The sequence below is a fragment of the Streptomyces candidus genome, from assembly GCF_014207445.1.
Lineage (GTDB): Bacteria > Actinomycetota > Actinomycetes > Streptomycetales > Streptomycetaceae > Streptomyces > Streptomyces candidus.
Map to the genome: position 1 here is coordinate 233,960 of NZ_JACHEM010000014.1, position 26,468 is coordinate 260,427.

27 protein-coding genes are annotated in these 26,468 nt (G+C 71.8%); 14 read left to right on the top strand and 13 right to left on the bottom strand.

Going from position 1 to position 26,468, the window contains the following annotated elements; all coding sequences use genetic code 11:
• Positions 1 to 106: 106 nt before the first annotated feature.
• Complete coding sequence (locus HNQ79_RS25545; RefSeq protein WP_185034962.1) at positions 107 to 661, bottom strand: gluconokinase; 555 nt, start codon at positions 659 to 661, stop codon at positions 107 to 109.
• Positions 662 to 805: 144 nt separating this feature from the next.
• Between HNQ79_RS25545 and HNQ79_RS25550 the strand changes: the two genes are divergently transcribed.
• Positions 806 to 1,507 carry a FadR/GntR family transcriptional regulator gene (locus tag HNQ79_RS25550; RefSeq protein ID WP_185034964.1) on the top strand — a complete coding sequence of 234 codons (702 nt, stop codon included), beginning with the start codon at positions 806 to 808 and terminating at the stop codon, positions 1,505 to 1,507.
• Between the two features lie 435 nt (positions 1,508 to 1,942).
• On the opposite strand, the gene HNQ79_RS25555 is transcribed toward HNQ79_RS25550, so the two are convergent.
• Together HNQ79_RS25555 and HNQ79_RS25560 are read right to left on the bottom strand one after the other, a co-directional pair.
• Positions 1,943 to 2,605, bottom strand: a complete 663-nt coding sequence (locus HNQ79_RS25555; RefSeq protein WP_185034966.1) for a deoxynucleoside kinase — start codon at positions 2,603 to 2,605, stop codon at positions 1,943 to 1,945.
• A gap of 418 nt (positions 2,606 to 3,023) precedes the next feature.
• Entirely contained in the window at positions 3,024 to 4,757 is a 1,734-nt protein-coding gene (locus HNQ79_RS25560) for an alpha-glucosidase (protein ID WP_185034968.1), read from the bottom strand.
• A gap of 315 nt (positions 4,758 to 5,072) precedes the next feature.
• Between HNQ79_RS25560 and HNQ79_RS25565 the strand changes: the two genes are divergently transcribed.
• The 5 genes from HNQ79_RS25565 to HNQ79_RS25585 all read left to right on the top strand — a co-directional run bounded on the left by HNQ79_RS25565 (position 5,073) and on the right by HNQ79_RS25585 (position 8,187).
• On the top strand, positions 5,073 to 5,945 hold the full coding sequence (locus tag HNQ79_RS25565; protein WP_185034970.1) for an SGNH/GDSL hydrolase family protein: 873 nt from the start codon (positions 5,073 to 5,075) through the stop codon (positions 5,943 to 5,945).
• Between the two features lie 184 nt (positions 5,946 to 6,129).
• The gene (locus HNQ79_RS25570; RefSeq protein ID WP_229923462.1) at positions 6,130 to 6,510 is read left to right on the top strand and encodes a hypothetical protein; all 381 of its coding nucleotides are present in this window, start codon (positions 6,130 to 6,132) and stop codon (positions 6,508 to 6,510) included.
• 298 nt (positions 6,511 to 6,808) lie between these two features.
• Positions 6,809 to 7,078 (top strand): hypothetical protein, encoded by a 270-nt coding sequence (locus HNQ79_RS25575; protein WP_185034972.1) that lies wholly within the window; start codon positions 6,809 to 6,811, stop codon positions 7,076 to 7,078.
• A gap of 185 nt (positions 7,079 to 7,263) precedes the next feature.
• Positions 7,264 to 7,638, top strand: a complete 375-nt coding sequence (locus HNQ79_RS25580; protein ID WP_185034974.1) for a hypothetical protein — start codon at positions 7,264 to 7,266, stop codon at positions 7,636 to 7,638.
• Between the two features lie 192 nt (positions 7,639 to 7,830).
• Entirely contained in the window at positions 7,831 to 8,187 is a 357-nt protein-coding gene (locus tag HNQ79_RS25585) for an ArsR/SmtB family transcription factor (protein ID WP_185034976.1), read from the top strand.
• 69 nt (positions 8,188 to 8,256) lie between these two features.
• On the opposite strand, the gene aac(3) is transcribed toward HNQ79_RS25585, so the two are convergent.
• Positions 8,257 to 9,105 carry an aminoglycoside 3-N-acetyltransferase gene (gene aac(3) / locus HNQ79_RS25590; protein ID WP_185034977.1) on the bottom strand — a complete coding sequence of 283 codons (849 nt, stop codon included), beginning with the start codon at positions 9,103 to 9,105 and terminating at the stop codon, positions 8,257 to 8,259.
• A gap of 360 nt (positions 9,106 to 9,465) precedes the next feature.
• Here aac(3) and HNQ79_RS33985 point away from each other — a divergent pair, with 360 nt between their 5' ends.
• Positions 9,466 to 10,020 carry a hypothetical protein gene (locus HNQ79_RS33985; RefSeq protein ID WP_229923461.1) on the top strand — a complete coding sequence of 185 codons (555 nt, stop codon included), beginning with the start codon at positions 9,466 to 9,468 and terminating at the stop codon, positions 10,018 to 10,020.
• Here the strand turns inward: HNQ79_RS33985 and HNQ79_RS25600 are convergent.
• The gene (locus tag HNQ79_RS25600; RefSeq protein WP_185034979.1) at positions 9,975 to 10,400 is read right to left on the bottom strand and encodes a Fur family transcriptional regulator; all 426 of its coding nucleotides are present in this window, start codon (positions 10,398 to 10,400) and stop codon (positions 9,975 to 9,977) included. The genes HNQ79_RS33985 and HNQ79_RS25600 overlap by 46 nt on opposite strands.
• Positions 10,401 to 10,633: 233 nt before the next feature.
• Between HNQ79_RS25600 and katG the strand changes: the two genes are divergently transcribed.
• A complete protein-coding gene (katG, locus tag HNQ79_RS25605) occupies positions 10,634 to 12,880 on the top strand; it encodes a catalase/peroxidase HPI (protein ID WP_185034981.1) in 2,247 nt (748 codons plus the stop codon).
• A 109-nt stretch (positions 12,881 to 12,989) separates the two neighbouring features.
• On the opposite strand, the gene HNQ79_RS25610 is transcribed toward katG, so the two are convergent.
• Positions 12,990 to 13,529, bottom strand: coding sequence for a TetR/AcrR family transcriptional regulator (locus HNQ79_RS25610; RefSeq protein WP_229923501.1), 540 nt, complete (start codon positions 13,527 to 13,529; stop codon positions 12,990 to 12,992).
• A 345-nt stretch (positions 13,530 to 13,874) separates the two neighbouring features.
• On the opposite strand from HNQ79_RS25610, the gene HNQ79_RS25615 reads away from it, so the two are divergent.
• Entirely contained in the window at positions 13,875 to 14,648 is a 774-nt protein-coding gene (locus tag HNQ79_RS25615) for an alpha/beta fold hydrolase (RefSeq protein WP_185034985.1), read from the top strand.
• Between the two features lie 79 nt (positions 14,649 to 14,727).
• Here the strand turns inward: HNQ79_RS25615 and HNQ79_RS25620 are convergent, their stop codons facing one another.
• From HNQ79_RS25620 to ureA, 5 genes are all read right to left on the bottom strand, one after another.
• Positions 14,728 to 15,261: a flavoprotein gene (locus tag HNQ79_RS25620; RefSeq protein WP_229923460.1), complete on the bottom strand. Its 534-nt coding sequence runs from the start codon at positions 15,259 to 15,261 to the stop codon at positions 14,728 to 14,730.
• 8 nt (positions 15,262 to 15,269) lie between these two features.
• Positions 15,270 to 15,515 carry a hypothetical protein gene (locus HNQ79_RS25625; protein WP_185034989.1) on the bottom strand — a complete coding sequence of 82 codons (246 nt, stop codon included), beginning with the start codon at positions 15,513 to 15,515 and terminating at the stop codon, positions 15,270 to 15,272.
• A 138-nt stretch (positions 15,516 to 15,653) separates the two neighbouring features.
• Positions 15,654 to 16,679, bottom strand: a complete 1,026-nt coding sequence (locus HNQ79_RS25630) for an agmatine deiminase family protein (RefSeq protein ID WP_185034991.1) — start codon at positions 16,677 to 16,679, stop codon at positions 15,654 to 15,656.
• Positions 16,680 to 16,712: 33 nt separating this feature from the next.
• Positions 16,713 to 18,395, bottom strand: coding sequence for an urease subunit alpha (locus HNQ79_RS25635; RefSeq protein ID WP_185034993.1), 1,683 nt, complete (start codon positions 18,393 to 18,395; stop codon positions 16,713 to 16,715).
• Positions 18,396 to 18,666: 271 nt separating this feature from the next.
• A complete protein-coding gene (gene ureA / locus HNQ79_RS25640; RefSeq protein WP_185034995.1) occupies positions 18,667 to 19,350 on the bottom strand; it encodes an urease subunit gamma in 684 nt (227 codons plus the stop codon).
• A gap of 308 nt (positions 19,351 to 19,658) precedes the next feature.
• Between ureA and HNQ79_RS25645 the strand changes: the two genes are divergently transcribed.
• Positions 19,659 to 20,060, top strand: a complete 402-nt coding sequence (locus HNQ79_RS25645; RefSeq protein WP_221508133.1) for a RidA family protein — start codon at positions 19,659 to 19,661, stop codon at positions 20,058 to 20,060.
• A gap of 89 nt (positions 20,061 to 20,149) precedes the next feature.
• On the opposite strand, the gene HNQ79_RS25650 is transcribed toward HNQ79_RS25645, so the two are convergent.
• Together HNQ79_RS25650 and HNQ79_RS25655 are read right to left on the bottom strand one after the other, a co-directional pair.
• The gene (locus tag HNQ79_RS25650; RefSeq protein ID WP_373312555.1) at positions 20,150 to 21,109 is read right to left on the bottom strand and encodes an endonuclease/exonuclease/phosphatase family protein; all 960 of its coding nucleotides are present in this window, start codon (positions 21,107 to 21,109) and stop codon (positions 20,150 to 20,152) included.
• A 470-nt stretch (positions 21,110 to 21,579) separates the two neighbouring features.
• The gene (locus HNQ79_RS25655; protein WP_185034999.1) at positions 21,580 to 22,248 is read right to left on the bottom strand and encodes a M15 family metallopeptidase; all 669 of its coding nucleotides are present in this window, start codon (positions 22,246 to 22,248) and stop codon (positions 21,580 to 21,582) included.
• Between the two features lie 87 nt (positions 22,249 to 22,335).
• Here HNQ79_RS25655 and HNQ79_RS25660 point away from each other — a divergent pair, with 87 nt between their 5' ends.
• The 4 genes from HNQ79_RS25660 (at position 22,336) to HNQ79_RS25675 (ending at position 26,127) form a co-directional block, all read left to right on the top strand.
• Positions 22,336 to 23,031, top strand: a complete 696-nt coding sequence (locus tag HNQ79_RS25660) for a response regulator transcription factor (RefSeq protein WP_185035001.1) — start codon at positions 22,336 to 22,338, stop codon at positions 23,029 to 23,031.
• Between the two features lie 10 nt (positions 23,032 to 23,041).
• Entirely contained in the window at positions 23,042 to 24,193 is a 1,152-nt protein-coding gene (locus tag HNQ79_RS25665) for a sensor histidine kinase (protein WP_185035050.1), read from the top strand.
• 193 nt (positions 24,194 to 24,386) lie between these two features.
• Positions 24,387 to 25,451, top strand: a complete 1,065-nt coding sequence (locus tag HNQ79_RS25670) for a hypothetical protein (protein WP_185035002.1) — start codon at positions 24,387 to 24,389, stop codon at positions 25,449 to 25,451.
• A complete protein-coding gene (locus HNQ79_RS25675; RefSeq protein WP_185035004.1) occupies positions 25,444 to 26,127 on the top strand; it encodes a class F sortase in 684 nt (227 codons plus the stop codon). The genes HNQ79_RS25670 and HNQ79_RS25675 overlap by 8 nt, the downstream gene beginning before the upstream one ends.
• Positions 26,128 to 26,468 lie beyond the last annotated feature (341 nt).

Consider the following 26,468-nt stretch of genomic DNA (forward strand, 5'->3'; position numbering starts at 1 on the left):
GGTGGTTTCCCTTGCAGGAGTGGGTCGGGGGGGAGTTACGGGGTACGGCGCGTGCGCGGGGTTCTCGTACCCCGTGAGGTGCGCCGTGTGCGGGACGGCGTGGCCGTCACCGCGCGGACGGCCGCGGGGGCCGGGGCGTGCCGCCGGCCGCGGCCGGGACGAGGGCGCGCAGGGCCGCGACGGCCCGCTCGGTGATCTCCTCGGGGCTGCCCGCGACGTCGACGGCGACACCGTCCTCGTCGGGTCCGAGAGGCTGGAGCGTGGCGAACTGCGAGTCCAGCAGCGCGGTCGGCATGAAGTGGCCCCGGCGTTGCGACATCCGCTGTTCGATCAGCTCGCGCGAGCCGGTCAGGTGGACGAAGACGATGCCTGGAGCGACGTACCGCAGCCGGTCGCGGTAGCTCCGCTTCAGTGCCGAGCTGCTGACCACGCCGCCGAGCCCGGCGCGGCCGTCGGCCCAGGAGCCGAGGGCGTCGAGCCACGGCCACCGGTCGTCGTCGGTCAGCGGGGTGCCCGCCGACATCTTGGCGATGTTCGCCTCGGGGTGGAAGTCGTCGCCCTCGGCGTAGGGAACGCCGAGCCGGGCTGCGAGCAGGGGGCCGATCGTGGTCTTGCCGGTTCCTGCCACGCCCATGACTACGACGACGTGGGGGGTGCGCATTGCTGCCTCGCTGTCTTCATCGACATCTCGCACGGCGGCCCGTCGTGCGTCACGCCACTGAAACCCATAAGGTCAGAGGAATTCAAGAGTCTGTGATCTAAAAGTCATACTTAATGTGCTCGGGTGGCCTCGTAGGCTTACGCCATGACTGCACAGGCCCGAGGGCTGCACGCCCGCGTACTCGAAAGCCTCGGGCCCGCCATCACCGGAGGGGAGTACCCGCCGGGGAGTGTGCTGCGCACCGACGAGCTGTCCCAGGAGTTCGAGGTGTCCCGGTCCGTCATGCGCGAGGCGGTACGGGTCCTGGAGTCGATGCACCTCGTGGAGTCCCGGCGCCGCGTCGGCGTGACCGTGCTGCCCACCGAGGAGTGGAACGTCTACGACCCGCAGGTCATCCGCTGGCGCCTGGCCGGCGCCGACCGGCCCCGCCAGCTGCGCTCCCTCACCGTGCTGCGCTCCGCCGTGGAACCCGCGGCCGCGGGCCTCGCCGCCCGGCACGCCACCGCCGAGCAGTGCGCGGCCCTCACCGAGTGCGCCATCGGCATGGTCGCCCACTCCCGCGGCGGCCGGCTGGAGGGCTACCTGCTGCACGACGTCGAGTTCCACCGGACGATCCTCAGGGCGTCCGGCAACGAGATGTTCGCCCGGCTCGGCGACGTGGTCGCCGAGGTGCTCACCGGCCGCACCCACCACCGCGTGATGTTCGAGGACCCGGACCCGGCAGCGGTCACCCTGCACGTCAAGGTCGCCGAAGCGGTACGGGAACGGGACGCCGCGAGGGCCGAGGAGCTGACCCGCGAGATCACTCTGGGCGCGCTGGAGGAACTGGACGTACTGGCGCCCTAGCTGCACGCACGCCGGGCACCCGTGTCCGGCCTGCCGGTGCGTATGCCGAACATGGGTGCCGAGCAGGCCGCGGAGAGTCCGAACCGGGTGTGAGCAGCCGTTACGGGCGGCCGGGGCAGGGGGCTGGCGCCGTCAGCTCTCGCCGCGCCGGACGACCTCGGTGAAGGTGACGCCCTCGGCGAAGTTCAGCTCGTACGTGCCGGGGCCAAGGTCGCAGTGGACGCACTCCTCGTACGTGGGCACGGAATCGGACGGTCCGGTGTGACAGTCACGGATTTGGCGGTCGGGCCGTAGTTGCCGGGTACGGCCGGCGTACCGGATACGGCGACCGCAACGGATCCGAAGGCGACGGCCCGGGAGTCGGCTCACAGGGGCCTGGACCTCCACCCTTGAGGTCCTCGTGCGACCCGGTGGCCGCCGACCGTGTGCTTCCGGTCAGGCCCGGGGGCCGCGCGACGCCAGGGCGTCCTTGACCTCACGGGCGACCCGGGCCGCGTCCTGGGGGTTGTGCACCACGTCCGTGTGGTTCATGTCGACGACGAGGACCTGACTGGCCGCGTAGTGGTGGTGCACCCAGTCGTCGTAGCCGGACCAGAGCGTCCGGTAGTACTCGACGAGGCTCTCGTCCTGTTCGAAGGCGCGGCCCCGCAGTCCGATCCTGTGCAGCACCGTCTCGAAGTCCGCCTTCAGGTAGACCATGAGGTCGGGCGCCTTGCGGTACGGCAGGCCGTCGATCTCGCGCATCATCTCGTCGAGCAGCCCCTCGTACACCCGCATTTCGAGGGAGCTGATCCGGCCCAGATCGTGATTGACCTTGGCGAAGTACCAGTCCTCGTAGATGGACCGGTCGAGGACGCTGTCGCCCTTCTTGTACGCCTCCTTGATCGAGGCGAACCGGGTCTGCAGGAAGTAGAGCTGGAGCAGGAAGGGGTAGCGCTTGGCCTGGATCTCCTCGGGGCTCGCCGTGTAGAAGAGCGGGAGGATCGGGTTGTCGTCCACGCTCTCGTAGAAGGCCTCGCTGCCCAGCTCCTTGGCGATCAGTTCGGCGACGCTCGTCTTGCCGATCCCGATCATGCCTCCGACGCAGATCACTGACATTCCTCGCTTCTCCCTGGGGGTCTTCTCTTCGCGGCCGGGCGGGCCGGGTGCTCCACAGCGCCGGGACGTGTTCCGGTGGCGACTCGGTACCCCAGGGTTTCCCTGCGCGACGCCACGTGGCCCCGTCCGGGCCCGTAGGGAGGATGCGCCCGGAGAGCCGGCCGGCCCAGCGGTTCCGCCGCTGCCGTGCACGGTGCCCGGCCGTCGCCCGCGACCGCCCTGAAGCATAGAGGACGCCGCACCCCGCACCCGCCGGTCCGCCCCGGGCCGCTTCGCGCGCGGCCGGTCCCGAGGGTGCCCGGACGGCCCAGGGCCGCAGGGGACGGGGGGCAGAGGGGTGGACGCAGGCGGTACGGACGAGAGGCCGGACCGAAGCACACCGAACCGCCCGCACTCCCCGCCCGCGTCGGGGGCGGGGTCAGGTGGTGCGGCGCTGGACGCGGGCCTCCCAGGGGCGCAGGGTGTACGGAGCCGTGAGCGGGGCGGCATCGGGGACGTGGGCGATCAGCGTCTCGCTGTGCTCCCACCCGTCGGGCAGGTCGACGGTGAGGTCGGTTCCGCCGAAGTTGGCGAGTACCAGCAGTTCGGTGCCGGATGCCGCGTCGTGGCGCGTGAAGGCGTAGAGCTGCTCGTGGTCGGGGTGGAGCAGCTGGAAGTCGCCGTGCACGAGCGCGGGTTCGGTGTGCCGCAGGGCGATGAGGCGGCGGTAGTGGTGGAACACGGAGTCCGGGTCGGCGCGCTGCGCCTCGGCGTTGACGCGGGTGTGGTCGGGGTTGACCGCGATCCAGGGTGTGCCGGTGGTGAAACCGGCGTGGCGGGTGGCGTCCCACTGCATGGGAGTGCGGGCGTTGTCGCGGCCACGGGCGCGCAGCCCGGCCAGGATCTCCTCCTCGCCGACGCCGAGGGCGCTCTGCTCACGGTGGTGGTTGAGGGACTCGATGTCGCGGAAGTCGTCGAGGGAGGCGAACGGCGCGTTGGCCATGGCGAGCTCCTCGCCCTGGTAGACGTACGGCGTGCCGCGGTGCAGGTGGAGCACGGTGGCGAGGAGCTTCGCCGAGCGGTCTCGGTGGGCGGGGCTGTCGTCGCCGAAGCGGGAGACGGCGCGGGGCTGGTCGTGGTTGTTCCAGTACAGGCTGTTCCAGCCCGTACTGCCCAGGCCGGTCTGCCAGCGGGCGAGGCTGGCCTTGAGGTCGGTCAGTTTCAGCGGCCGTACGTCGAACTTGCCGTCGGGGCCCTGGTCGAGGCCGACGTGTTCGAACTGGAAGACCATGTCGAGTTCGCGGCGGGCCGGGTCGGTGAACAGTGCGGCCTCCTCGACGGTGACGCCGGGCATTTCGCCGACGGTGAGCAGGCGGCGCGGGTGGCCCGCGAAGACCTCGCGGTGCATTTCTGCCAGGTACTCGTGGACGCGGGGACCGCAGATGAAGTGCTCGCTGCCGTCCCCGTGCGTGCCGCCCGCCGGGACGGTGCCGTCCGGCAGACCGGGGGCCTTGGAGATCAGGTTGATGACGTCCATGCGGAAGCCGTCGACGCCCCGGTCGAGCCACCAGCGCATCATGGCGTGGACCGCCCGGCGGACGGCAGGGTTCTCCCAGTTGAGGTCGGGCTGCTTGCGGGAGAAGAGGTGCAGGTAGTACTCGCCGCTCGCCTTGTCGTACGTCCAGGCGGGGCCGGAGAAGAAGGACCCCCAGTTGTTGGGCTCGGCGCCGGGCGTTCCCGGTTCCCTGCCCTCGCGGGCCGGGCGCCAGACGTACCAGTCCCGCTTGCTGCCCCCGGGGCCACTGTCGCGGGATTCGGTGAACCAGGGGTGCTCGTCGGAGGTGTGGTTGACGACCAGATCCATGACCAGCTTCATGCCGCGTCCGTGGACGGCATCCAGGAGCTGGTCGAAGTCGGCGAGGGTGCCGAAGAGCGGGTCGATGTCCTGGTAGTCGCTGATGTCGTAGCCGTTGTCGTCGTGCGGGGAGGGGTAGACCGGGGAGAGCCACAGGACGTCCACGCCGAGTGCGGCGAGGTGGTCGAGCCGCCCGGTGATGCCTTGCAGGTCGCCGATGCCGTCACCGTTGGAGTCGGCGAAGCTGCGCGGGTAGATCTGGTAGACGACGGCGTCGCCCCACCAGGAGTCGGCAGGACTTGCTTCGTTCCCGGGCACGTCGCACCTCTTCGGGTAGGTCTGGCCTGCGTGCGAGCCCGACGGGCTTCGACGGTCCTGCGGTGTCACCTTCAGTCCCCTCGGCGTTCGGTCCTCTCGGCGGTGTGCCCGAGTTCCCACCGGTACCCCGCCGTGGAGCGCTTCACGCGCGGCATCGAGGCGCAAGGGTTGGCCAAGGAAGGGGAACGGGCCGCCCGGGCCCCGCCGTTGTGCACGCGCCCAGACCGGCGCTCCCCCCATTGACACGCGCGGGGCGTACGCGGATTCTGCTGTACCGGTCCACGAAACTACTGGTCGGTAGGGGGAGTCGTGACGATGTCACGTCGAAGGGCACGGTCCGGACTCGCAGCTCTGGGTGCGGCGGCGGTACTGGTGGGTGGGGCGACGGCGCCGGCCGGCGCGACCCGCGCCGAGCGGTACGTCTCGCTGGGCGACTCGTACACCTCGGCGCCGGGCGTGCCGACGCAGGTCGACGCCAACTGCGGACGGTCGAACAACAACTACCCGTCCCTCACGGCGCGCAAGCTGCCCATGGCCTCGTTCCGCGACGTCAGCTGCGGCGGGGCGACCACGGTGGAGATGTGGAAGGCACAGGGCACCAACCCGCCCCAGCTCGACGCGCTGACCAGGCACACCACCCTGGTCACCCTGCAGATCGGCGGCAACGACATCGGCTTCGGCGAGATCATCGCCACCTGCGCGCGGCTCAGCTACACCGACCCCACCGGCGCCCCCTGCACGGCGCACTACACCGCCGGCGGCACCGACGTCCTGGCGCGGCGGATCGCGGCGGCCGCGCCCCGGGTGCACAAGGTCATCAAGGCCATCCACCAGCGGGCTCCGCGCGCGAAGGTGTACGTACTGGGCTACCCGGCGATCGCCCCCGACAAGGGCACCGGCTGCTGGCCGTCCCTCCCCACCGCGGCCGGGGACGTCGCGTACAGCAGGGCCACCGCCAAGCGGCTCAACGGCATGCTCCGGATCGTCGCCACGCTGTCGCGCGCCACCTACGTGGACACGTACAAGCCCTCCATCGGCCACGACGCCTGCCAGGCGCCCGCCGACCGCTGGGTGGAGCCCCTGGTCCCGGCGTCGCCCGCCGCGCCGTTCCACCCCAACGCCGCCGGTGAGCAGGCGATGGCGGACGCTCTCCTGAAGCACCTGGCGCGGCCGGGTCGCGGGCACTGAGGACCCTTACGCGGTCGCGCGCTCTCCCGGGGCCTTGGCCACTGTCGCCGCTCCGGTCCCGGGAATGGCCGGTTCGGCGCTCGTATTTCCCCGTCGTGGCACTCCAGTATGTGCTCCGGGCTCGTGAATGCCCGTCCACCCGGAAAGGGCACTCGGGCCGGTTCCACGACGAGGGAGGAACCCTGTGCATCTGCTCGGAACCCGAACCGCTCGGGCCGCGGCAACCGTCTCGACCGCCGTCGCGCTGACGCTCGCGCCACTGGCGGGGAGCGCGCACGCCGGCAGCGAGGCCGCCACGGTCCACGGATGCCCCAGCGGCTACGTCTGCCTGTATCCGAACGCGAGCTGGAACAACGACCAGCCGGCGTTCAAGTGGTACCGCTACGGCTCGTACAACCTCAGCAACCAGTACGGCTACAAGCGCTTCTTCAACAACCAGACCGGCGACGCCAAGGCGCGCAACTGCCTCGGGTACAACGGCACCAACTGCCAGGGCAACCAGCGAGCCGGTACGTGGTACGACTACGACTACACCCCGTACAACTCGGTGAAGCTGGAACCGTAGACCCGGATTTCGCCGGGGCGGTACCTCCCGGGCGGAGTCGTCGTGCACGCGCGCGAGCGGGCAACACCTCGTCCAGGAGCCACCGGCCCCGGGATGCGCACACCGCCCGCGCACCTGCCCTCGGGGAGCCGGCCCCCGAGGGCAGGTGCGCGGTGTTTCCGGCCGCCCAAGTCGGTGCCGTGCCTTCCGACGCGGCGCGGGGAACCCGTCCGGGGTGCGGCGCAGACGCCGAAGCCGGTCGGTTCCCTCCGCGTGCCGGACGCGCGCGCCGGGACCTCAGCGACTTGAATGACGGACCATGACCACACAACCCTCGCACCTCACGATCCTGTTGGTTCCCGAACACCTCGCCGACGACAGCGCGCCCGTCGCCGAGGAGTCCGCCGTACGCTCGGCCGTCGTCGAAGCGACCGGCGAGACGGGAGCCTCCGGCTATCCCCGTTACGCCGGGAACGGCATGGTCGCCGACATCGATCCGAGCACCCGCACGGTCGAGGCGCTGCTCGTCGACGGGCGGGAACTGGACTACGGGCTCTCCGCACGGGTGGCGGACAGCCCGGACCGCTGACCCGGCGGGGCCGCCGCGGGACGACGCGGCCGGCGGCCGCCCGCGTCCTGTTCCAGGGGTCGTCTTCAGCCGAATCCGCCCACTCCCCCACCCTCCTGACGCTCAGCCGGTAGCGTTTTCGATCACCACCGGGCCGCAGCAGCGCGGCCCGGCCGGGATGTCGAAAGCCGAAGGGGCGGGTACGGATGACGGATGTGGAGACCTCTTTGAAAGAGGCCATGACCTCGATCGAAGGGAGCGTGGGGGCCGCACTGGTCGACTACACGAGCGGCATGGCGCTGGGAACGCTGGGCGGAGGCAAGGACCTCGATCTGACCGTGGCCGCCGCGGGAAACACCGATGTGATCCGGGCGAAGATCCGCACCATGGAGATGCTCGGCATCGAGGAGGACATCGAGGACGTGCTGATCACGCTCAGTGGCCAGTACCACCTCATCCGCCTCCTCAAGGGCCGGGGAGGCAACGGACTGTTCCTGTACCTCGTACTGGACAAGGCCAGGGCGAACCTGGCGATGGCCCGGCACCAGCTCAAGCGCATCGAAGCAGGGCTGGAGCTGTAACCGTCCCCCTGTCCTTCCGGTCCCGGACGCCCACGAGTTGAAGAAATCTGCAACTCGGAACATCCGAATGTGACGGGCCGAGCACCCACCGGGGCCGGGAGGCGGGAGGATGGCGGGAGCTGCGCACCGAGGAGCGGGCAGGTCCGGTTGCCGGCTCGTGCAATGGTCGAATCCGGGTGGGAGTGTTGTCGCATGCAGGTGCCGCTGTACCAGGCGAAGGCCGAGTTCTTCCGCATGCTCGGGCACCCCGTCCGGATCCGCGTACTGGAACTGCTGCAGAACGGCCCCGTCCCCGTGCGCGAGCTGCTGAACGAGATCGAGGTCGAACCGTCCAACCTCTCCCAGCAGCTCGCGGTGCTGCGCCGGTCCGGGATCGTGGTCTCGATACGGGACGGCGCCACCGTCAGTTACGCACTGGCCGGGGGCGACGTGGCCGAACTCCTGCGCGCCGCACGGCGCATCCTCACCGAACTACTGGCCGGCCAGAGCGAGTTGCTCGCCGAGCTGCGCGACGCGGAAACCTCGGTCCCGACCGGCCCGCCCGTATGACGTCGCGGGGTCGGACGTCGCCGGCGACCGGGTGGGCAGGTGCCGCCGTACGGCGAGCGGCCCACCGTCCTACCGGCTCAGCCTGTCCTCGATCCAGGCGGTGGCGAAGTCGACGACCGCGGCGGCCTCGAACAGGTGGCTGACGGCGGCGCCCACACTGCCCCGACGGCCGATCCCCGCCGCCAGCATGTCCCGGACCATCACTTCGAACGCGTCCTGTCCCTCGGGCACCACGGCCGAGTAGTCGAAGGCGCCGTTCTCGGAGTCGATGTCGCGGAAGCGACGCCAGACCCGCCGACCGTCCACGAGGACGGGCTGTTCGTAGTCCACGAACCGTTTGCCGGGAGCCGTGGCGAGCGCCTCGGCGTGATGCAGCAGCGTCATGGTGTCCAAGGGGGCGCCCAGCAGAAGGACCCGCCCGCCGTGGGTGACGAGCCGTGCGAGGGGGCTGCCGGGGCCGTGGGGGTCGTTCCAGGGGTGGTCGGCCATCAGCGCGTCCGCTGCCGCTCCCAGGGCCGCGAATCCGACGTCGGGGTGGCGGCTGCGCACGGCTCCGGGCCGGCGGCGCAGCGCTTCCGGCAGACGGCCGTTGTGGTGGTCCGCCTCGCTGAGCGCGGGGTCGTAGGCGGGGTGTTCGGCTCGCAGAGCGTCCTGCCAGGCCTGCGGCCAGGTGTCGAAGTCGTAGGGCGGCGCGTCGTTCCAGCCGCAGGTCACCATGAGGGTTCCGCGGGTTCCGACCACGTCCTGAAGGGCTCCGATGACGGTCTGCGGTCCGCCGGCCACGTACCCGATGGCGGACATCCGGGTATGGAACATGACGACGTCGCCGTCACCGAGACCGAGCGTCGCCAGGTCCCGGCTGATCCGGCTCCGGGTCACGGGGCCACCGGAACGCTTGAGCAAGTCCATATCGGCCATGCCCCGAACCTATCGCCGTGGGGTGCTGTGCGGGCAACCGTTTCCGCGAGGACGGCCTGGTCGAGGGCGACACCGGCTGCTCGACGTAGCGGCCCCTGCGGGGCCGGACCCGGCTCCTGCCTGGCGAAGTTCGAGACCGCCTTCTACCGGACCATCAACAGCGGGTTCAGGTGGTCGTGCAACGACGAGCGCCACTTTCTCTCTGGCTCAGGACCACCGACCGGACCGTAGACATGCGCGGAAAGGACTGACGGACCTGGTCACAGCATGCAGGACGTGCAGACGTGGCTTCCGGCGCCGCACGCGGGTTCCGGGAACACGAGGTGCGTCAGCGGCCGACGTCTGGGCACACGAGTAGACATGTCCGGAATTCACGCGCGTCCCACGTACGGCCCGTTCCGTTCCGCTCCCGCCGGTGAGGCGGCCCCGCACGGGGCGAGGCGGGGGCGGCGCGACGGGCTCGGCAGGCGGTTGCGGCTCAGGATCCTGGCGTACCGGGAGATCGAGTTCTGCTCCACCCGTATCCCGGGCGAGGCCGCCGGCGTCCCGGGCGAGGACGTCGGCCCGGAGGAGGACTGTCTGCTCCTCGTCCACGGCCGCAAGGTCGTCGGGCAGATCCACTACCGCACCTGCACGCCCTGCGGCGAAGGCGTGATCACGGGGATCGACATCAGCGAGCACCTGCGGTCCACCGGCATCGGCACCCGGGCCCTCTCCCATCTCCGCGCCCGTCACCCCGGGGTTTCCTGGCACAGCACCCTCACGCGGCGCACCACCCGCGACCTGTTGCGCCGCATGGGCATCCGCAGCGCCGCACCCCACCCGCTGTGCGTCCACGCCGACCGCACCGTGGCACAGGGTCCGGGTCCTCAGTCGTCGCGGGCCGTCCCGCAGGCCGGGCACAGCCCCCGGTAGACGACCGCCGCCTCCGAGACGGCGAAGCCGAAACGCTGATCGGCGGGCAGGGCGTCCAGCAGGTCGCCGTCCGGGTGCACGTCACGGATGACACCGCAGCCGGAGCACACCAAGTGCTGGTGCGCGAGATGGGCGTTGGGGTCGTACCGCTTGGCGCGGCCGTCGGTGGCGAGTTCGGCGACCTCGCCGAGCGAGACCATCTCGCCGAGGGTGTTGTAGACGGTCGCGCGGGAGATCTCCGGGAGCCGGCCCACCGCGAGCGCGTGCACCTCGTCCGCGGTGAGGTGGACGTGCTCGCCGTCGAGCACTTCCGCGACGACGCGCCGCTGGGAGGTCATCCGCCAGCCGCGCCCGCGCAGCCGTTCAAGCAGGTCACTCATGACGGTCCGCCCATTCGGTGTCGGTTCGGCGTCGGAAAAGTGCCGTAATTTCGACGGCAGTTGTCAGAGTACGGAACAAATAAGAAACCGGCGAGCGTCTTGACCTGGAACCTGTCCACCATAGGATCAAGTCCTGACGACGGGCCGGACGGGCCAGGGGACACCAGGCATTCCGGTACGAGCCTCCCGCTCACTCGTCCTGCTGACCTGCCCAGTTGCGAGAGGACTCCACGGTGGAAAACCACGACGCGCTCGTCACCGACGCGAAGACCGACGACACGGGTGCGACGGACGGCGCGGGAGGCTGCCCGGTCGCGCACGGCCGGGCCCCGCACCCCACCCAGGGAGGCGGCAACCGGCAGTGGTGGCCGGAGCGGCTCAACCTGAAGATCCTCGCCAAGAACCCCGCCGTGTCCAACCCGCTCGGCGAGGACTTCGACTACGCGAAGGCGTTCCTGGCCCTGGACCTCCCCACCGTGAAGCGGGACATCGCCGAGGTGCTGACGACCTCGCAGGACTGGTGGCCTGCCGACTTCGGGCACTACGGCCCGCTGATGGTCCGGATGGCGTGGCACAGCGCGGGCACGTACCGCATCAGTGACGGCCGCGGCGGCGCGGGCGCCGGTCAGCAGCGGTTCGCGCCGCTCAACAGCTGGCCGGACAACGTCAGTCTGGACAAGGCGCGGCGGCTGCTGTGGCCGGTGAAGAAGAAGTACGGGCAGAGCCTGTCGTGGGCCGACCTGATGATCCTCACCGGCAATGTCGCCCTGGAGTCGATGGGCCTGGAGACCTTCGGCTTCGCTGGCGGCCGGGCCGACGTCTGGGAGCCCGACGAGGACGTCTACTGGGGCCCGGAGACCACCTGGCTCGACGACGAGCGCTACACCGGGGACCGCGAGCTGGAGAACCCGCTCGGAGCCGTCCAGATGGGGCTGATCTACGTCAACCCGGAGGGCCCCAACGGCACTCCGGACCCGATCGCCGCGGCCCGCGACATCCGGGAGACGTTCCGCCGGATGGCGATGAACGACGAGGAGACCGTCGCCCTGATCGCGGGCGGGCACACCTTCGGCAAGACGCACGGCGCGGGCCCCTCGGAATCCGTGGGCGACGACCCGGAGGCCGCCTCGCTGGAGCAGCAGGGATTCGGCTGGCGCAACAGCCACGGCACCGGCAAGGGCGCCGACACGATCACCAGCGGCCTGGAGGGGATCTGGACGGACACCCCGACCGCGTGGGACAACTCCTTCTTCGAGATCCTCTTCGGGTACGAGTGGGAGCTGTTCAAGAGCCCGGCGGGCGCCCACCAGTGGCGTCCGAAGGACGGGGCGGGAGCGGGCACCGTGCCCGACGCCCACGACCCGTCGAAGACGCACGCCCCGACCATGCTGACGACCGACCTCGCGCTGCGCCTGGACCCGGCGTACGAGGCGATCTCGCGGCGCTTCAAGGACGACCAGGCCGCGTTCGCGGACGCCTTCGCCCGTGCCTGGTTCAAGCTGACACACCGTGACATGGGCCCGGTCGTACGCTACTTGGGTCCCGAGGTACCGAGCGAGACGCTGCTGTGGCAGGACCCGCTGCCCGCGCTGGACCACGAGACGGTCGGGGACGCGGAGATCGCCGACCTCAAGGAGCGGGTGCTCTCCTCCGGTCTGTCGGTCTCCGAACTGGTGTCGACCGCCTGGGCGTCGGCCGCGTCCTTCCGTGGCAGCGACAAGCGGGGCGGGGCCAACGGTGCCCGGATCCGGCTGGAGCCGCAGAGCGGGTGGGAGGTCAACGAGCCCGACCGCCTCGCGCAGGTCCTCCGTACCCTGGAGGGCATCCGGGAGTCCTTCAACTCGGGCCGCACCGACGGAAAGCGGATCTCCCTCGCCGACCTGGTCGTCCTCGCGGGCGGCGTCGGCGTGGAGAAGGCGGCGAAGGACGCGGGCACGGACGTACAGGTGCCGTTCACGCCGGGCCGGGTGGACGCGTCGCAGGAGCAGACCGACGTGGAGTCGTTCGCCGCGCTGGAGCCGACCGCCGACGGGTTCCGCAACTACCTCGGCAAGGGCAACCGGCTGCCGGCCGAGTACCTCCTCATCGACCGGGCCAACCTGCTGAACCTGAGCGCCCCGGAACTCACCGTCCTCGTCGGCGGGCTGCGCGTGCTGGGCGCCAACCACCAGGGCTCGCAGGCCGGTGTCCTCACGGAGTCCCCGGGAACGCTGACGAACGACTTCTTCGTCAACCTGCTGGACATGGGCACGCGGTGGCAGTCGGTCGCCGGTGACGCCAACGCCTTCGAGGGCCGCGACGCCGCCACCGGCGACGTCAGGTGGACGGGCACCCGCGCCGACCTCGTCTTCGGCTCGAACTCCGAGCTGCGCGCGGTCGCCGAGGTCTACGCGAGCGACGACGCGAAGTCGAAGTTCGTGACGGACTTCGTCGCAGCGTGGCACAAGGTGATGGAGCTGGACCGGTTCGACCTGGTCTGACGCGCCGTACGGGCCGGCCGGGCGGTGAGCCGGCCGGCCCGTTGGCGTACGGGACCGTCGGTGTTCCGCGACGGTCGGTGTTCCGTATCACCTGGTCATGTGCCGAGCGTCATGCGCCGAGCGTCTCGTCGAAGAAGTCGTCGATGTGGGCGAGGACGCGGTCACGGTCGGAGCCGGGCAGGCCCATCGCCACGTGGGTGCTGAATCCGTCGAGCAGGGCCCGGATGCGGGTGGCGATGCGTTCCGCGTCCACCGCTCGGAGTTCACCGCGCGAGGCGCCCTCGACGAGCAGGGCCACCAGGTCGCGGTGCCAGGACAGTTCGATGTCCAGGAGCCGGCCGCGGGCCGCGTCGTCCAGGGCGCGGGCCCGGTTCCACAGCTCCAGCCAGAGCGTCCAGTGCGGGTCGCGGGGCGCCTCGGGGACGTACAACCGCACGTACGCGCCGAGCCGCTCGCGCACCGGGACCTGCCGGGCGAGGGCGGAGCGGCGTTCCACGCCCAGCTGCTCCTCGCTCCATTCCAGGGTGCGCAACAGCAGCTCGTCCTTGGAGCGGAAGTAGTACAGGAGGTGGCCGCTGCTCATCCCGACCTCCCGCCCCAGCCCTGCCATGGTGAGCTTCTCCAGGCCGTCGTCCGCGATGGCTGCCATGGCGGCGGCGAACACGGTCTCACGCGGCGGGGCGGCCTTGCGGCGACGGGGGGCGGGGGCTTCGGCGGCTTCCTTCACTCGTACGTTGTACCTGACGCGGAGTGGGCCGGACGCCGGGCGGTGGAGCTGTCGAGTGGTGGATGACATCGGGGGCGGCGCCCTGCCGAGGTCCCGTTCCCGACTATCGGTCGCGGTCGTCGGCTTCCGGCTTCCGGCTCCCGGCTCCCGGCTCCCGGCTTCCGGCTTCCGCGGGAGAAACCCTGGTGCGGTGGACCGGTGGCCGTGCAGCAAGGCTCGGTGGCTACTCTCGTCCCTCCATCGTTCTGGATCGCAGGGGAGCAGACTGTGCGCAACGCCGCCGTGACGACCGAGGGCGACCGGATCCGCTGGGTCGAGTTGCCGGGGCAGGAGCCGTCGCGCGTGTACGTGCACGGACTGGGCGCCAGTTCACCCGCGTACTACACGGAGGTCGCGGTCCATCCCCTGCTGGCGGGCCGCCGATCGCTGCTGGTCGACCTGTTGGGTCACGGCCTCAGCGACCGGCCGACGGACTTCGACTACAGCCTGGAAGCGCACGCGGATACGCTCGCCACGGCCCTGACCTCCGCGAATGTCACCGGAGCCGAACTGATCGCCCACAGCATGGGTGGCTCGGTGGCCATCGTCCTGGCCGCCCGGCACCCGCAGCTGGTCTCCCGTCTGGTCCTGGTGGACGCCAACCTGGACCCGGTCCCGCGCACACCCGGCGCTGCGGGCAGCAGCGGTATCGCCGCCTACTCCGAGCAGGAATTCCTCACGGACGGCTGGGAAGCGGTCCGCGACCGGGTCGGCCCCCACTGGTGGTCGACGATGCGTCTGGCCGGCCGTGCGGCCCTGCACCGCAGCGCGGTCCACCTCACCCGCGGCACCGTCCCCACCATGCGTGAGCTTCTGCTGGACCTGAGGATTCCCCGCGCCTATCTGCTTCCCGAGGCCGACGGCCCGCTTCCGGGCACCGACGCACTCACTGCGGCCGGGGTGTCCGTCGTCATGGTTCCGGACTGCGGACACAACATCATGCTGGACAATCCGGAAGCCTTCGCCCGCGCCACCGCTGCCGCGCTCACCGAACCTCGTTGACCACGGCAGCAGACCGTGCGGAGCCGGGAGGAGAGGCGGTTGGGGACATGGCTCAAGCGTATCGGCGGGCACCGACACGTCAGCCGCAAAGGCGCCGCGCTTCTGCCAGTGCCAGGGACCACGGGTACGCCGCAAGCTGCTTCCCGCCGGTCCCCGGCTGGTGCGGCTCCCACTCACCCGGACCGTAGAGGACCCGAACCCCCCACTCCCGCAGCACCTCGACCGACCGACGGGTAGCAGGATGCGCGTCCAGGGCCGTCGACCAGAACGGAAGGGCCACCACGGGCACGCCGATGCCGACCATTTCGATGACGAGCCCCAGCGCGTAGGTATCCGAAACGCCCGCAGCCAGCTTGTTCGCCGAGTTCATCGTCAGCGGCGCGCACACCACGGCGTCCGCTTTCGGGTTGCTCTTCTCCTCGCTCGACCGACGCCACGACGAGCGGACCGGGCGCCCTGTCATCTTGGCCAATCCGGCCTCGTCGAGGAACCCGCCGTCGACCGCGGTGGGCGTCCCGATCACGCAGACGTCCCACCCGTCATCGACTGCTTCGCTCACCAGCCTGCCGAGATCCGATGCGGGGCCGGCCGCGCACGCGATGACGTAGAGCACGGGGGCTGTCATACCGGCACCGCCGCACGCGAGGCGAGCTGCCGCAGTTCAGGCAGCCTCCCCGCTCGGTCGCGGGCCACCATCTCCCCGATCAGCTCCTTCACCACCGGTCGCGACAACACTTCCTCCTCGGCTTCCTTCTCCGCTGCCAGCAGTGCGCTCACCGCCTTGTCCGGCCGGCCGCACAGGTGCAGGGCGCGCGCCACATCCATCCAGTACACCGCGCGCCGCTCCGTCACAGCCAGCTCGTTCACGTCGACCTTCCGGGCCGCATCCAACGCCTGCCCCCTATCCGGGAGGGCGAGGACTACGTCTTCTGCTGGCGTCAGCAGCCCAGGTGTGGCCCTGCGTGCAGACGCAGGGCCATCTGCCGTCGGGAGGGTGAGAACGGGTCACACCTTCGGCTGCTGCTGGGTGACACAGTGAATGCCGCCGCCGCCCGCGAAGATCGTGCGGGCGTCGACGAGGACCACTTCGCGGTCCGGGAAGAGGCGGCGGAAGAGCGCGGCGGCCTCCTCGTCGCGGGGGTCGTCGAAGGCGCACAGGACGACGCCGCCGTTGCAGAGGTAGTGGTTGATGTAGGAGTGGTCGACCCAGTGGCCCTCCTCGTCCTTGACACCCGCCGGGGCCGGGACCTCGATCACCTGCAGCGGGCGCCCCTTGGCGTCGGTCTCGGCGCGCAGCAGGGCGGCGATGCGCCTGCACAGCTCGTGGTCGGGGTGGGCGGGGTCGGGCTGGGAGTGGACGAGGACCACGCCGGGTGCGGCGAACGCGGCGACGATGTCGACGTGGCCGAGGGTGCCGTAGCCGTGCGGGGGGTAGTCGGCGGTCAGGCCGCGGGGCAGCCATATCGCCTTGGTGGTGCCGAGCTTCGCGTGGATCTCCGCCTCGACCTGTTCCCTGGTCCAGCCGGGGTTGCGTTCGGGGCCGAGCTGGACGGTCTCGGTGAGCAGGACGGTGCCCTCGCCGTCGACGTGCAGCCCTCCCCCCTCGTTGACGAGGGGGGAGGCGTGGACGGGTACGGAGGCGAGGTCCGCGACGTGTGCGGCGACCTTCGCGTCCTGCTCCCAGGACGCCCACTCCTGGGCGCCCCACCCGTTGAACACCCAGTCCACGGCGGCCAGTTGACCGCTCGACACGTCGGTGACGAAGGTGGGGCCGATGTCGCGCATCCAGGCGTCGTCGAGGTCGTGCTCCACGAGGTCGACGCCGGGGCCCAGGAGGGCGGCGGCGCTGCCGGCCTGGCCGGGGGCCACGACCATGGTGACGGGTTCGAAGCGTCGCACCGCACGGGCCACCGCCGCCCATGCCTCGCGGGACTCGGCGAGTTCCGCCGGGTCGGCGAAGGTGGTGTTGGGGCCGGGCCAGGCCATCCAGGTGCGCTCGTGCGGGGCCCATTCGGCGGGCATGCGGAACATGGTCGTCCTTGGGGAGTGTGGGGTTTTCGCGGGTCAGAGGAAGTACAGGCGGTTGAGCGGGACGGAGTCGGAGGGTGCGGAGCGCAACGGGTCGCCGTCGAGGGTGACCAGGCCCGTACGGCCGTCGACGTCGACGGTTCCGGTACGGGAGTTGAGGAGGAGGTCGGCGGGACCGATGCCGCGGGTACCGCGCACGGCGACCCTGCGGCGGCGGGTGGGCATGCTGTCGTTGCCCTGGGCGAGGGCCGCCTGGGCGACGAAGGCGACGGAGAGGTCGGCGGGAGCCGCGCCGTGCGCGCCGAACAGCGGTCCCAGGACGAGGGGTTCGCAGGTGTCGGTGGCGGCGTTCGGGTCGCCGGTCACCCCGTACGCGGGGAAGCCCGATTTCAGTACGAGCTGCGGTTTGGCGCCGAAGGAGTCGGGCCGCCACAGGACGATGTCCGCCATCTTGCCGACCTCCACGGAGCCGACCTCATGGGCGAGACCGTGGGCGAGGGCGGGGTTGATGGTCAGCTTGGCCATGTAGCGCAGGACCCGGGCGTTGTCGTCGTCGCCCTCGGCGCCGCGCTCCGCCTTCATCTTCCCGGCGAGCTGGAAGGTGCGGCGCACGGTCTCCCCCGCGCGGCCCATGCCCTGGGCGTCGGAGGAGGTGATGCCGATGGCCCCGAGGTCGTGCAGGACGTCCTCCGCACCCATCGTCCCGGCGCGGATGCGGTCGCGGGCCATGGCGGCGTCGCCCGGCAGGTCGGTCTTCAGGTCGTGTACGGAGACGATCATTCCGTAGTGCTCGGCGACGGCGTCCCGGCCGAAGGGCAGGGTGGGATTGGTGGAGGAGCCGATGACGTTCGGCACGCCCGCCATCTTCAGGACGTTGGGTACGTGTCCGCCGCCGCAGCCCTCGATGTGGAAGGCGTGGATCGTCCGGCCCTCCAGCACCCTCAGGGTGTCCTCGACGGACAGGCACTCGTTCAGCCCGTCGCTGTGCAGGGCGACCTGGACGTCGTGTTCCTCCGCGACCCGCAAGGCGGTGTCCAGGGCGCGGGTGTGCGCGCCCATGTCCTCGTGGACCTTGAACCCGGACGCCCCGCCCTCGGCGAGCGCCTCGACCAGCGGCGCGCCGTGCGAGGACGAACCCCGGGCCAGGAAGCCGATGTTGACGGGCCAGGCGTCGAAGGCACTGAAGGCGTGCCGCAGCGCCCAGGGCGAGTTGACGCCGACGCCCCACACCGGGCCGAACTCCTGGCCGATGATCGTGGTCACCCCGGAGGCGAGGGAGGCCTCCATGATCCGGGGCGAGAGGAGGTGGACGTGGGTGTCCACCGCTCCGGCGGTGGCGATCAGGCCCTCGCCGGAGACGATGCTGGTCCCGGTGCCGACGACGACGTCGACACCGTCGAGGGTGTCGGGGTTGCCGGCCCTGCCGACTCCGGAGATACGGCCTTCCCGGATCCCGATGGACACCTTGCGGATGCCCTGGACGGCGTCGATGAGGAGCACGTTGCTGATCACCACGTCGCAGGTGTCGCGCACCGCGGCGGCCTTGAGGTGCAGCCCGTCGCGGGCGGTCTTGCCGAAGCCGGCGAGGAACTCGTCGCCCGGCCGCTGGGAGTCGGACTCCACCCGCACCACGAGCCCGGAGTCCCCGAGCCGCACCCGGTCGCCGGTCCGGGGGCCGTGCACGGCGGCGTACTCGTACGGGGTGATGGCAGCGGTCATGGGGTCGCCTCCGTCGGACGGGGGGTGGTGGTGGGGCAGGGAGACACAGGAGCCAGGGGGCGGATCCCCGACTTCACGCACACGCGCAGGGCCCGAGGCACGGGGCGGGCGGGCGGCAGCGGTACGGGATCCGGCGGGGGTACGGCACCGGTGGACGGTACGGGGCGGGCCGGCGGTACGGCACCGGCCGGCGGTACCGGAGGGCCCGGCGGTACGGGACCGGCGGACGGTACGGGGCGGGCCGCGCGGTGGGGTGCGGTCGGGCCGCCCGTCATGGCCGCGCTCCGAGGTAGCCGCACGCCGCCGCCCGGCGCAGGGCTTCCTCCTTCGCCCCCGGGGCGTCGAGCGCACCGTCGACCAGGCCGGCGAAGCCGATCGCGACGCGGTCGCCGCCGATCGGGAGCAACCCCACGTCCGCGCTCTCGCCGGGGCCGAAGCGGAAGGAGGATCCGGCGGGTACGGCGAGCCGCATCCCGTACGCGGCGGCCCGCGGGAAGTCCAGCCGTGGGTTCGCCTCGAAGAAGTGGAAGTGCGAGGTGACGGACACCGGCACGTCGGCGGTGTTGCGCACGGTGATCCGTACGGTCGGGGCGGGGTCCTCGTACCCGGGGCCGGGCAGCAGCGCCCCGGGGGCGTCCTCGCCGAGCGTGCCGCCGCCGATGGGGTCGCTCACCACGGCGAGCCGGGAACCGTCGTCGAAGACCGCCTCGACGTGCACCTCGGTGACGACGTCGGCGACGCCCGGCAGGACGTCGTCGGGTCCGAGCACCCCGCGGGCCGCTTCGATCGCCTCCGCGAGCCGTCGCCCGTCCCGCGCCGCCTCGCAGACGGTGTCCGCGATCAGGGCGGTCGCCTCGGGGACGTTGAGCCGCAGCCCGCGCGCCCTGCGGGCCCGAGCGAGTTCCGCCGCTCCGAAGAGCAGCAGCCGGTCACGTTCGGTCGGGGTCAGTCGCACGCCTTCACTCCTCCGGTTCACCCTTCCGGCATCGGTTAGAACACCACTCTAAACACGAGGTGACTCGATGGGAAACGCAGTCGCAGGCTCTGTCGTTTACTCGCCAGGGCAGCAGCGAGCGACAGGTGGCCAGTCGGCGATGAGTTTGAGCAGTGCTCAAACAAGCCGCGTGCGTACACGTGGAATCTCCGTCGGAATACGTGACCGAGGGTGTCGTGATTTGTTGCGAGGCTCATGACCACGACGTCGAAGCCGTCGGCTCCCGGGCCGACGGCCGTACGTGATCCCGTCGAGCGAAGGACTCTGACATGGCAGTGGAACGCACAGCGGTCAACCCCGTGGCGTGGTCGGTGGAGATGGGGTTCAACCAGGGCGAGGTCGTCTCCGGGCACACCCGGACCCTGTACATCTCCGGGCAGACCGCGATGAGCGACGAGGGCAAGCCGCAGCACGACGGCGACATGGAGGCACAACTGGCGCTGAGCGTCGACAACCTGGAGGCCGTGCTCCGCGAGGCGGGCATGACGCTGGCGAACCTCGTCCGGCTCAACGTCTGCACGACCGACGTGGATGAGCTCTTCCCGCACTACGGCGTGCTGGCGGCACGGTTGGGCGCGGCCGGAGTGGCACCGACCACCACGATGCTCGGCGTGACGCGGCTGGCGATCCCCGGCCAGCTGGTCGAACTGGAGGGAACCGCCGTCGCGTGACGCGGCCGGGGGCCGGCCTGGCCCGGGGGGCCGGGCGGGGGGCGGGCCGGTCAGCTGGTCGGGAAGCCCGTCCCCGGGGTCGGGCCCCGTCAGGGCCGGGAAGCCGGCCAGCTGATTCCCGCCGCCACCGGCAGGTGGTCGCTGCCGGTGGCCCGAAGGACCCGGGAACTCATCGGTTGCATCCCGCGCACCATGATCTGATCGATCCGTACCAGCGGGAACTTCGCCGGCCAGCTGAAGCCGAAGCCGTGCCCGGCCTCCTCGTGGACGGGGCGCAGTCGAGCGGTGAGGACGTTCAGCGCACGGTCGTCCGTGGTGCCGTTCAGGTCGCCGAGCAGGATCACCCGCTCGTTCGGCTCGGCGGCGACGGCCGCGGCGAGCGCCCGCGCACCCCTGTCCCGGTCGGCCGTCGCGTAGCCCTCCCGGGGGTTGACGCGCACGGAACCGAGGTGGGCGACGTACACGGCGAGGGGCCCGCGGGCCGTGTGCACCGTGGTGCGCAGCGACCGGTTGTAGGTCATCTTGACGTGCGCCGGCTTGGCGTCCCCGAGCGGGCCGGCGTCCATCAGGGTGTCGACGGGCCGGGTGCGCGACAGCGGGCGCTTGCTCCACAGCCCGACCGTGCCCTGCACCGTGCGGTGCGGATACACCTTCGCCAGCTCCTTCTCGTAGGTGCTGCGGGCGTCCTCGGTCACCTCCAGCAGCGCCAGCAGGTCCGCGCCGGAGGCGGCCAGGACGCGGGCGGTGCCGGCGGGGTCGGGGTTCTCGGCGCCGACGTTGTGGCTGATCACGGTGAGGTCGGCGGCCGGGCGGGACTTGTCGCCCAGCAGTCCGCCGAACTGCCCCAGCCACACCGCGACCGGCACCAGCAGCGCGACGGCCGCGATGGCGGAACGGCGCCGCAGCGCCGCGAGGAGCAGCACCGGGACGAGCAGGCCGAACCAGGGCAGGAACGTCTCCACCAGGCTGCCGAGGCCGCCGGCCCGGTTCGGGATGTGCGCGTGCAGCAGCATGAGCAGGCCGAGGAGCAGCGCCGACGCGGCGAGCACCGGGCCGCGTTTCCAGGGCCCCGGCGGCGGCGTACGGCTGCCCGCCGCCCCGCCGGTTCCGGCGGCAGCGGCAGGGGTGACCGGCGGTCCGCCGGTTCCGGCGGCAGGGGCAGCGGTGACCGGCGGTCCGCCGGTTCCTGCGGCAGGGGCAGCGGTGACCGGCGGTCCGCCGGTTCCGGCGGCAGGGGTACGGGAGACCGGCGGGCCCTCCGTTCCGGCAGCCGTCGCGCGGCTCCCCGTAACCCCGCCACGGCCGCCCGGCGCAGGGCCGTCCGCCGCGTAACCGGATCCGGCGGCCGGACCATTCCGCGCATCCGCCGCACCCCCGCCCCCGGCACCCACCGGGATGTCCTCCCGGCTCCTGCCGCCGGGTTCCGTGGTGTCCGCCTGCGTCATCGTCTGCTCTCTCCCGCGGCCGGGTGCCGCTGTCTGTCGTCCGGTTCCTGCTGCGGCTGCTGTCTCTCGGGTCGTCAGCGCCGCATCCTCGGGTCCTGGGTGGGGTCGGCGAACATCGGCGGGCAGGTGCTGCCGACCGCCTCCGTGCGCAGTTCGTAGTGCCACGGTTCGTTGCCGTAGATCTGGCACAGCCCGTACGCGGCGCCGTGCCGGGACAGCCACCTCGTCGCCCCGGAGCGCCCGATGTCGACCGCGTCGCCCGACACGTGGGGAGACGTCGCCGCGGAGGCCACCCACCGGGAGGCCTCCTCCTCGGACCCGTACTTGGAGACCGCCTCGCGCAGGAGCCGGTTCTGGTAAGCCGGGGAGCGCCACCCGCTGTTGACGTGGAACTCGACGCCCGCGTCCGCGGCGTCCCGCGCGGCCCGGCGCAGGGCCTTGCGCAGGTCCGGGTCGAGCCTGCTCACGGCGGGGAACGTGTCGTCGAAGACCGTCACGCCCTCGGGCACGACGCCGTCGGCCCGGCCCGCCGCGGCCCGGGGGCCGCTCCCGGGCCTCTCCGCCGGTCCCCCGGCCGGGGGAGGCTGGGCGGGCGGTAACGACGAGGACGAAGCGGGCGGGGACGTCGGTCCCTGGTGGCCGAGGACCGGGGTGATCACCGCCAGGACGGCCGCCGGGCCGAGGACGACGAGCCAGCGGATCCGGCGGGTGGTGGTGGCTGCGGGTGCATCGGTGCGAGTCATACCGCCAGTGAAGGCAGGGCGGCGTTGTCGGCCCGTATGCGGTTTTTGATACACCGGCGATAGGGGCCGGCTCGTAGCCTGAGGACCATGCGTGTACTGATCGTCGAGGACGAGCCCTACCTGGCGGAGGCCATCCGCGACGGCCTGCGCCTGGCGGCGATCGCGGCCGACACCGCGGGGGACGGCGACACCGCGCTGGAGCTGCTGGGCGTCAACGCCTACGACATCGCCGTCCTGGACCGGGACGTGCCCGGCCCCTCCGGTGACGAGATCGCCACCCGTATCGTCGCCTCCGGCAGCGGCATGCCCATTCTCATGCTCACCGCCGCCGACCGGCTCGACGACAAGGCCTCCGGGTTCGGCCTGGGCGCCGACGACTACCTGACGAAACCGTTCGAACTGCGGGAACTGGTGCTCAGGCTCCGGGCGCTGGACCGCAGGCGCGGGCACAGCCGGCCGCCCGTACGGGAGATCGCGGGGCTGCGGCTGGATCCGTTCCGGCGCGAGGTGTACCGGGACGGCCGCTACGTCGCGCTCACCCGGAAGCAGTTCGCCGTACTCGACGTGCTCGTCGCCGCCGAGGGGGGTGTCGTCAGCGCCGAGGAGCTGCTGGAGCGGGCGTGGGACGAGAACGCCGATCCGTTCACCAACGCCGTGCGCATCACCGTCTCGGCCCTGCGCAAACGGCTCGGCGAACCCTGGGTCATCGCCACCGTGGCGGGCGTCGGCTACCGCATCGACACGGCGCCGGGCACCGGACCCGTGGGGCCGGGCCGTGGCTAGGCGGCCCGGACTGAGCGTGCGCGTCAAACTCACCCTCAGCTATGCGGGGTTCCTGATGGTGGCAGGCGCTCTGCTGATGGCGGCGGTCTGGGTGTTCCTCCTGCGGTACGTCCCCGACCGCGCGATGCTCTACAACCCCGACGACAGCCCCGACGGCGGTGTCTTCCCCATCCGGTCCACCCTTCTGCACGTCTTCGTTCCGCGAGCCGCCGCCGTCCTGGCGTTCCTGCTGGTGTTCGGTCTCGTGGGCGGGTGGCTCCTGGCCGGCCGCATGCTCGCTCCCCTGACCCGCATCACGAACGCCACCAGCAGGGCCACGAGCGGTTCGCTCTCCCACCGGATCCGGCTGCCGGGACGCCGGGACGAATTCCGCGAACTCGCCGACGCCTTCGACGCGATGCTCGCGCGGCTCGAAGCGCACGTCGCCGAACAGCAGAGGTTCGCGGCCAACGCCTCGCACGAGCTGCGCACCCCCCTGGCCGTCTCGAAGACGCTGCTCGACGTGGCCCGCGCCGATCCGCACCACGACAGCGGCGCCCTCGTCGACCGCCTGCACGCGGTCAACACCCGGGCCATCGAACTGACCGAGGCGCTGCTCCTGCTCAGCCGGGCCGGCGGGCGGTCCTCCCACCGGGAACACGTCGACCTGTCCCTCCTCGCGGAAGAGGCCGCCGAAACGCTCCTTCCCCTCGCGGAGACCCACGGCGTCACCGTCGAGACCTGCGGCGACATCGCCGCCACGACGGGATCACCCGCCCTGCTGCTGCAACTGACCACGAACCTCGTGCAGAACGCGATCGTCCACAACCTGCCCGCCGAAGGCACCGTGCGGGTCAGCACCGGCGTCCGCGCCGACACGGTGGTGCTCACCGTGGAGAACACCGGCGAACAGCTCTCCCCGCAGCTCGTCCCGACCCTCACCGAACCCTTCCAGCGCGGCACCGAACGGCTCCAGGGCGACCGGGCGGGCGTCGGCCTGGGCCTGGCCATCGTCAAGAAGATCACCGAGGCCCACGACGGAACCCTCACGCTCGCCCCGCGTCCCGGCGGCGGACTGCACCTCACGGTGGAACTCCCCCGCCGACCGGGAGACCCGACGGCGACGGAGGGGCGGGCCCGGGTGGACAGGACCGAGCGGGACCGCCGGGACCAAAGCCACTAAACAGAGAGCAAAGGACCGCTCTCGGCTTCCTCAAAAGCACCTGGTGGGAACCCCTGGAGCACTCCGGGACCTTCGGCAGGCCACCCGAATCGGCCGAAAAATTCTGCGGGCGCGAACGAACCCGGCCACCGCACACCTTCCTCATAGAGGGCGTAACGGGCATACCGCCCGGCCCCACGAGGAGGATTCACTCATGCGCAAGGCATTCACCCTCTCCGCCATAGCCGTCGCCGCCACGGTGGCGATGGCTGCGCCCGCCACCGCTTTCGCCTCGGAAACCGGCGCGTCCTCGACGCCGGTCGCCGCCGCCGGCACGCCGTCCGCGACGGACACGCCGTCGGCTCACGCCTCGTCGCCGGCCCCGGGCACGCCGACGGCCGCCCCGAGCGCCTCCGACAAGGCGGAGGCCCCGGTGGTGTCGGTCACCTCGTCGCCCAAGGACAAGACGGGCTACGCGGCCGGAGAGGTCGTCCGGTTCAAGGTCACGGCACCCACCGGCGCGAAGGTGTCCGCGAAGTCGGACGCACTCGACCGCATCAGCCTGACGCCGTCCGCCGGGACCGGCGACCACCGCACCTACGCGGGCACTGGCACCGTGAAGTCCGGCTTCGGCATCGGCACCGCGCACCTGACGGTCACCGCCGACTACGGCGACACCGGCGCGCAAAGTTCCGCCACCTTCCTGGTGGACACGGAGACCCGCCCCTCCCCCACCCCGCCGGTTCCGGTTCCCGCCCACCCCTCGATGACCCTGTCGACCGACGGCGGCAAGCCCGGCGACAAGGTCGCCGTCACGATCGAGAGCGGCAACCTCAAGGGCAACGCCACGGTGAAGTCACGCGCCTTCACCGGCCCGGTCAACTTGGAGCGCGACCCCCAGCACGAGGGCACCTGGCACGGCCGGGCCACCGTCTCCGGCAACACCAGGAGCGGCTACTACGCGGTGGACGGCTACGTCGGCACCACCAAGATCGACACTGCGAAGTTCGGGGTCGCCGCGGGCAGCGCCGCCGCCACCGGCAACGGTCGGCACACGAACGAGGACAGCGGTCGGCACACCGCCGCGCACACCCGCTCCGACCAGGTGAAGCCCGTCCAGCCGCACCAGTACAAGGTTCCCAAGGGCTCCGTCCAGACCGGCATGGCCCCGGCCGCCTCCGCGAGCGGTGACAACACCGGCCTGGTCGCCGGTACGGCCCTCGGCGCGACGGCCCTGGTCGGCGCGTTCGCCCTGCGTCGCCGGCACGGCAATGGCTGAGGCGACGGCCGTCCGCCGGGACGGCCGGCGCGCACGCCGCACGGCCGCCCTGGCGGCGGCAACCGCACTCGCCGCGGCCGTGTCGGTCGGCTGCTCGGCCTCCGCCGGGGGTGCGCCGGTCACCGGCGAGGGAACGAGAAGCGTGCACGACGGTGCGAAGACCGTGCACGACGGGCAGGCCGGTACCGGGATCGTGCCCGTCGCCGCCCTCGGCCCCTCGGCCCCGGACCGGATCACCGTCCCCGACCTCGGCGTCGACGCCGAGGTCGGCTCGGTGGGCCTCGACGCCCAGGGGGTGATGGAGACACCGCCGATGGACAGGCCCGCGGAGGCCGACTGGTACCGCCTGGGCCCCGCCCCCGGCCAGAAGGGCCCAGCCGTGATCGTGGGCCACATGGACACGCCGGAAACGGAGAAGGCCGTCTTCCACGACCTCAAGGACCTCACGAAGAACGAGAAGATCGAGGTCCACCGCCGGGACGGAGCCACCGCGGTGTTCGCGGTCGACTCGGTGGAGACGTTCAAGAAGGCCGACTTCCCGACGGACAAGGTCTACGGCGGGAGCGGCAACTCGCAGCTGCGGCTGATTACTTGTGGCGGCTCGCTCACCGCGAACCGCCACTGGGACTCCAACGTCGTCGTCTTCGCCCACCTCCTGGGCAGGGCCGGGACGTAGACCGGGGTGTGGCGCCCCCTCAGCGGCCCGCGGGGCCCGCCGTGCGGACGGCGGGCCCCGCGGGCCGCTGCACGCCAGGGCCTCCGGCGGGCGCGCGGGCGGACGCCCCGCGCGGGGCTCGGGCTCACACCGGGAACCGGATGGCCCTGTGGGGCCGCAGGCCGGTGGCCGGGACGTCCCGAGAACGGGAGCGCGGTCGGGGGGGCGCCGGGGCGGCGGGCGGCCCCGACGCGGCCCGGGGCGGGGGGGGGTGGCCGCGGGGGCGGGGTGTTTTGGGCGCGAGCCGGGGGGGGGGGCCGCGCGGGGCGCGCGGTGGCCGCGCCGCCCGGGGCCGGCGCCCC

Coding starts and splice junctions, on each gene's coding strand:
- HNQ79_RS25545 (WP_185034962.1), bottom strand. CDS start 661: ATGCGCACCCCCCACGTCGTCGTAGTCATGGGCGTGGCAGGAACCGGC.
- HNQ79_RS25550 (WP_185034964.1), top strand. CDS start 806: ATGACTGCACAGGCCCGAGGGCTGCACGCCCGCGTACTCGAAAGCCTC.
- HNQ79_RS25555 (WP_185034966.1), bottom strand. CDS start 2,605: ATGTCAGTGATCTGCGTCGGAGGCATGATCGGGATCGGCAAGACGAGC.
- HNQ79_RS25565 (WP_185034970.1), top strand. CDS start 5,073: ATGTCACGTCGAAGGGCACGGTCCGGACTCGCAGCTCTGGGTGCGGCG.
- HNQ79_RS25575 (WP_185034972.1), top strand. CDS start 6,809: ATGACCACACAACCCTCGCACCTCACGATCCTGTTGGTTCCCGAACAC.
- HNQ79_RS25580 (WP_185034974.1), top strand. CDS start 7,264: ATGACGGATGTGGAGACCTCTTTGAAAGAGGCCATGACCTCGATCGAA.
- HNQ79_RS25585 (WP_185034976.1), top strand. CDS start 7,831: ATGCAGGTGCCGCTGTACCAGGCGAAGGCCGAGTTCTTCCGCATGCTC.
- HNQ79_RS33985 (WP_229923461.1), top strand. CDS start 9,466: ATGTCCGGAATTCACGCGCGTCCCACGTACGGCCCGTTCCGTTCCGCT.
- HNQ79_RS25600 (WP_185034979.1), bottom strand. CDS start 10,400: ATGAGTGACCTGCTTGAACGGCTGCGCGGGCGCGGCTGGCGGATGACC.
- HNQ79_RS25610 (WP_229923501.1), bottom strand. CDS start 13,529: ATGGCAGCCATCGCGGACGACGGCCTGGAGAAGCTCACCATGGCAGGG.
- HNQ79_RS25630 (WP_185034991.1), bottom strand. CDS start 16,679: ATGTTCCGCATGCCCGCCGAATGGGCCCCGCACGAGCGCACCTGGATG.
- HNQ79_RS25635 (WP_185034993.1), bottom strand. CDS start 18,395: ATGACCGCTGCCATCACCCCGTACGAGTACGCCGCCGTGCACGGCCCC.
- HNQ79_RS25645 (WP_221508133.1), top strand. CDS start 19,659: ATGGCAGTGGAACGCACAGCGGTCAACCCCGTGGCGTGGTCGGTGGAG.
- HNQ79_RS25655 (WP_185034999.1), bottom strand. CDS start 22,248: ATGACTCGCACCGATGCACCCGCAGCCACCACCACCCGCCGGATCCGC.
- HNQ79_RS25660 (WP_185035001.1), top strand. CDS start 22,336: ATGCGTGTACTGATCGTCGAGGACGAGCCCTACCTGGCGGAGGCCATC.
- HNQ79_RS25670 (WP_185035002.1), top strand. CDS start 24,387: ATGCGCAAGGCATTCACCCTCTCCGCCATAGCCGTCGCCGCCACGGTG.
- HNQ79_RS25675 (WP_185035004.1), top strand. CDS start 25,444: ATGGCTGAGGCGACGGCCGTCCGCCGGGACGGCCGGCGCGCACGCCGC.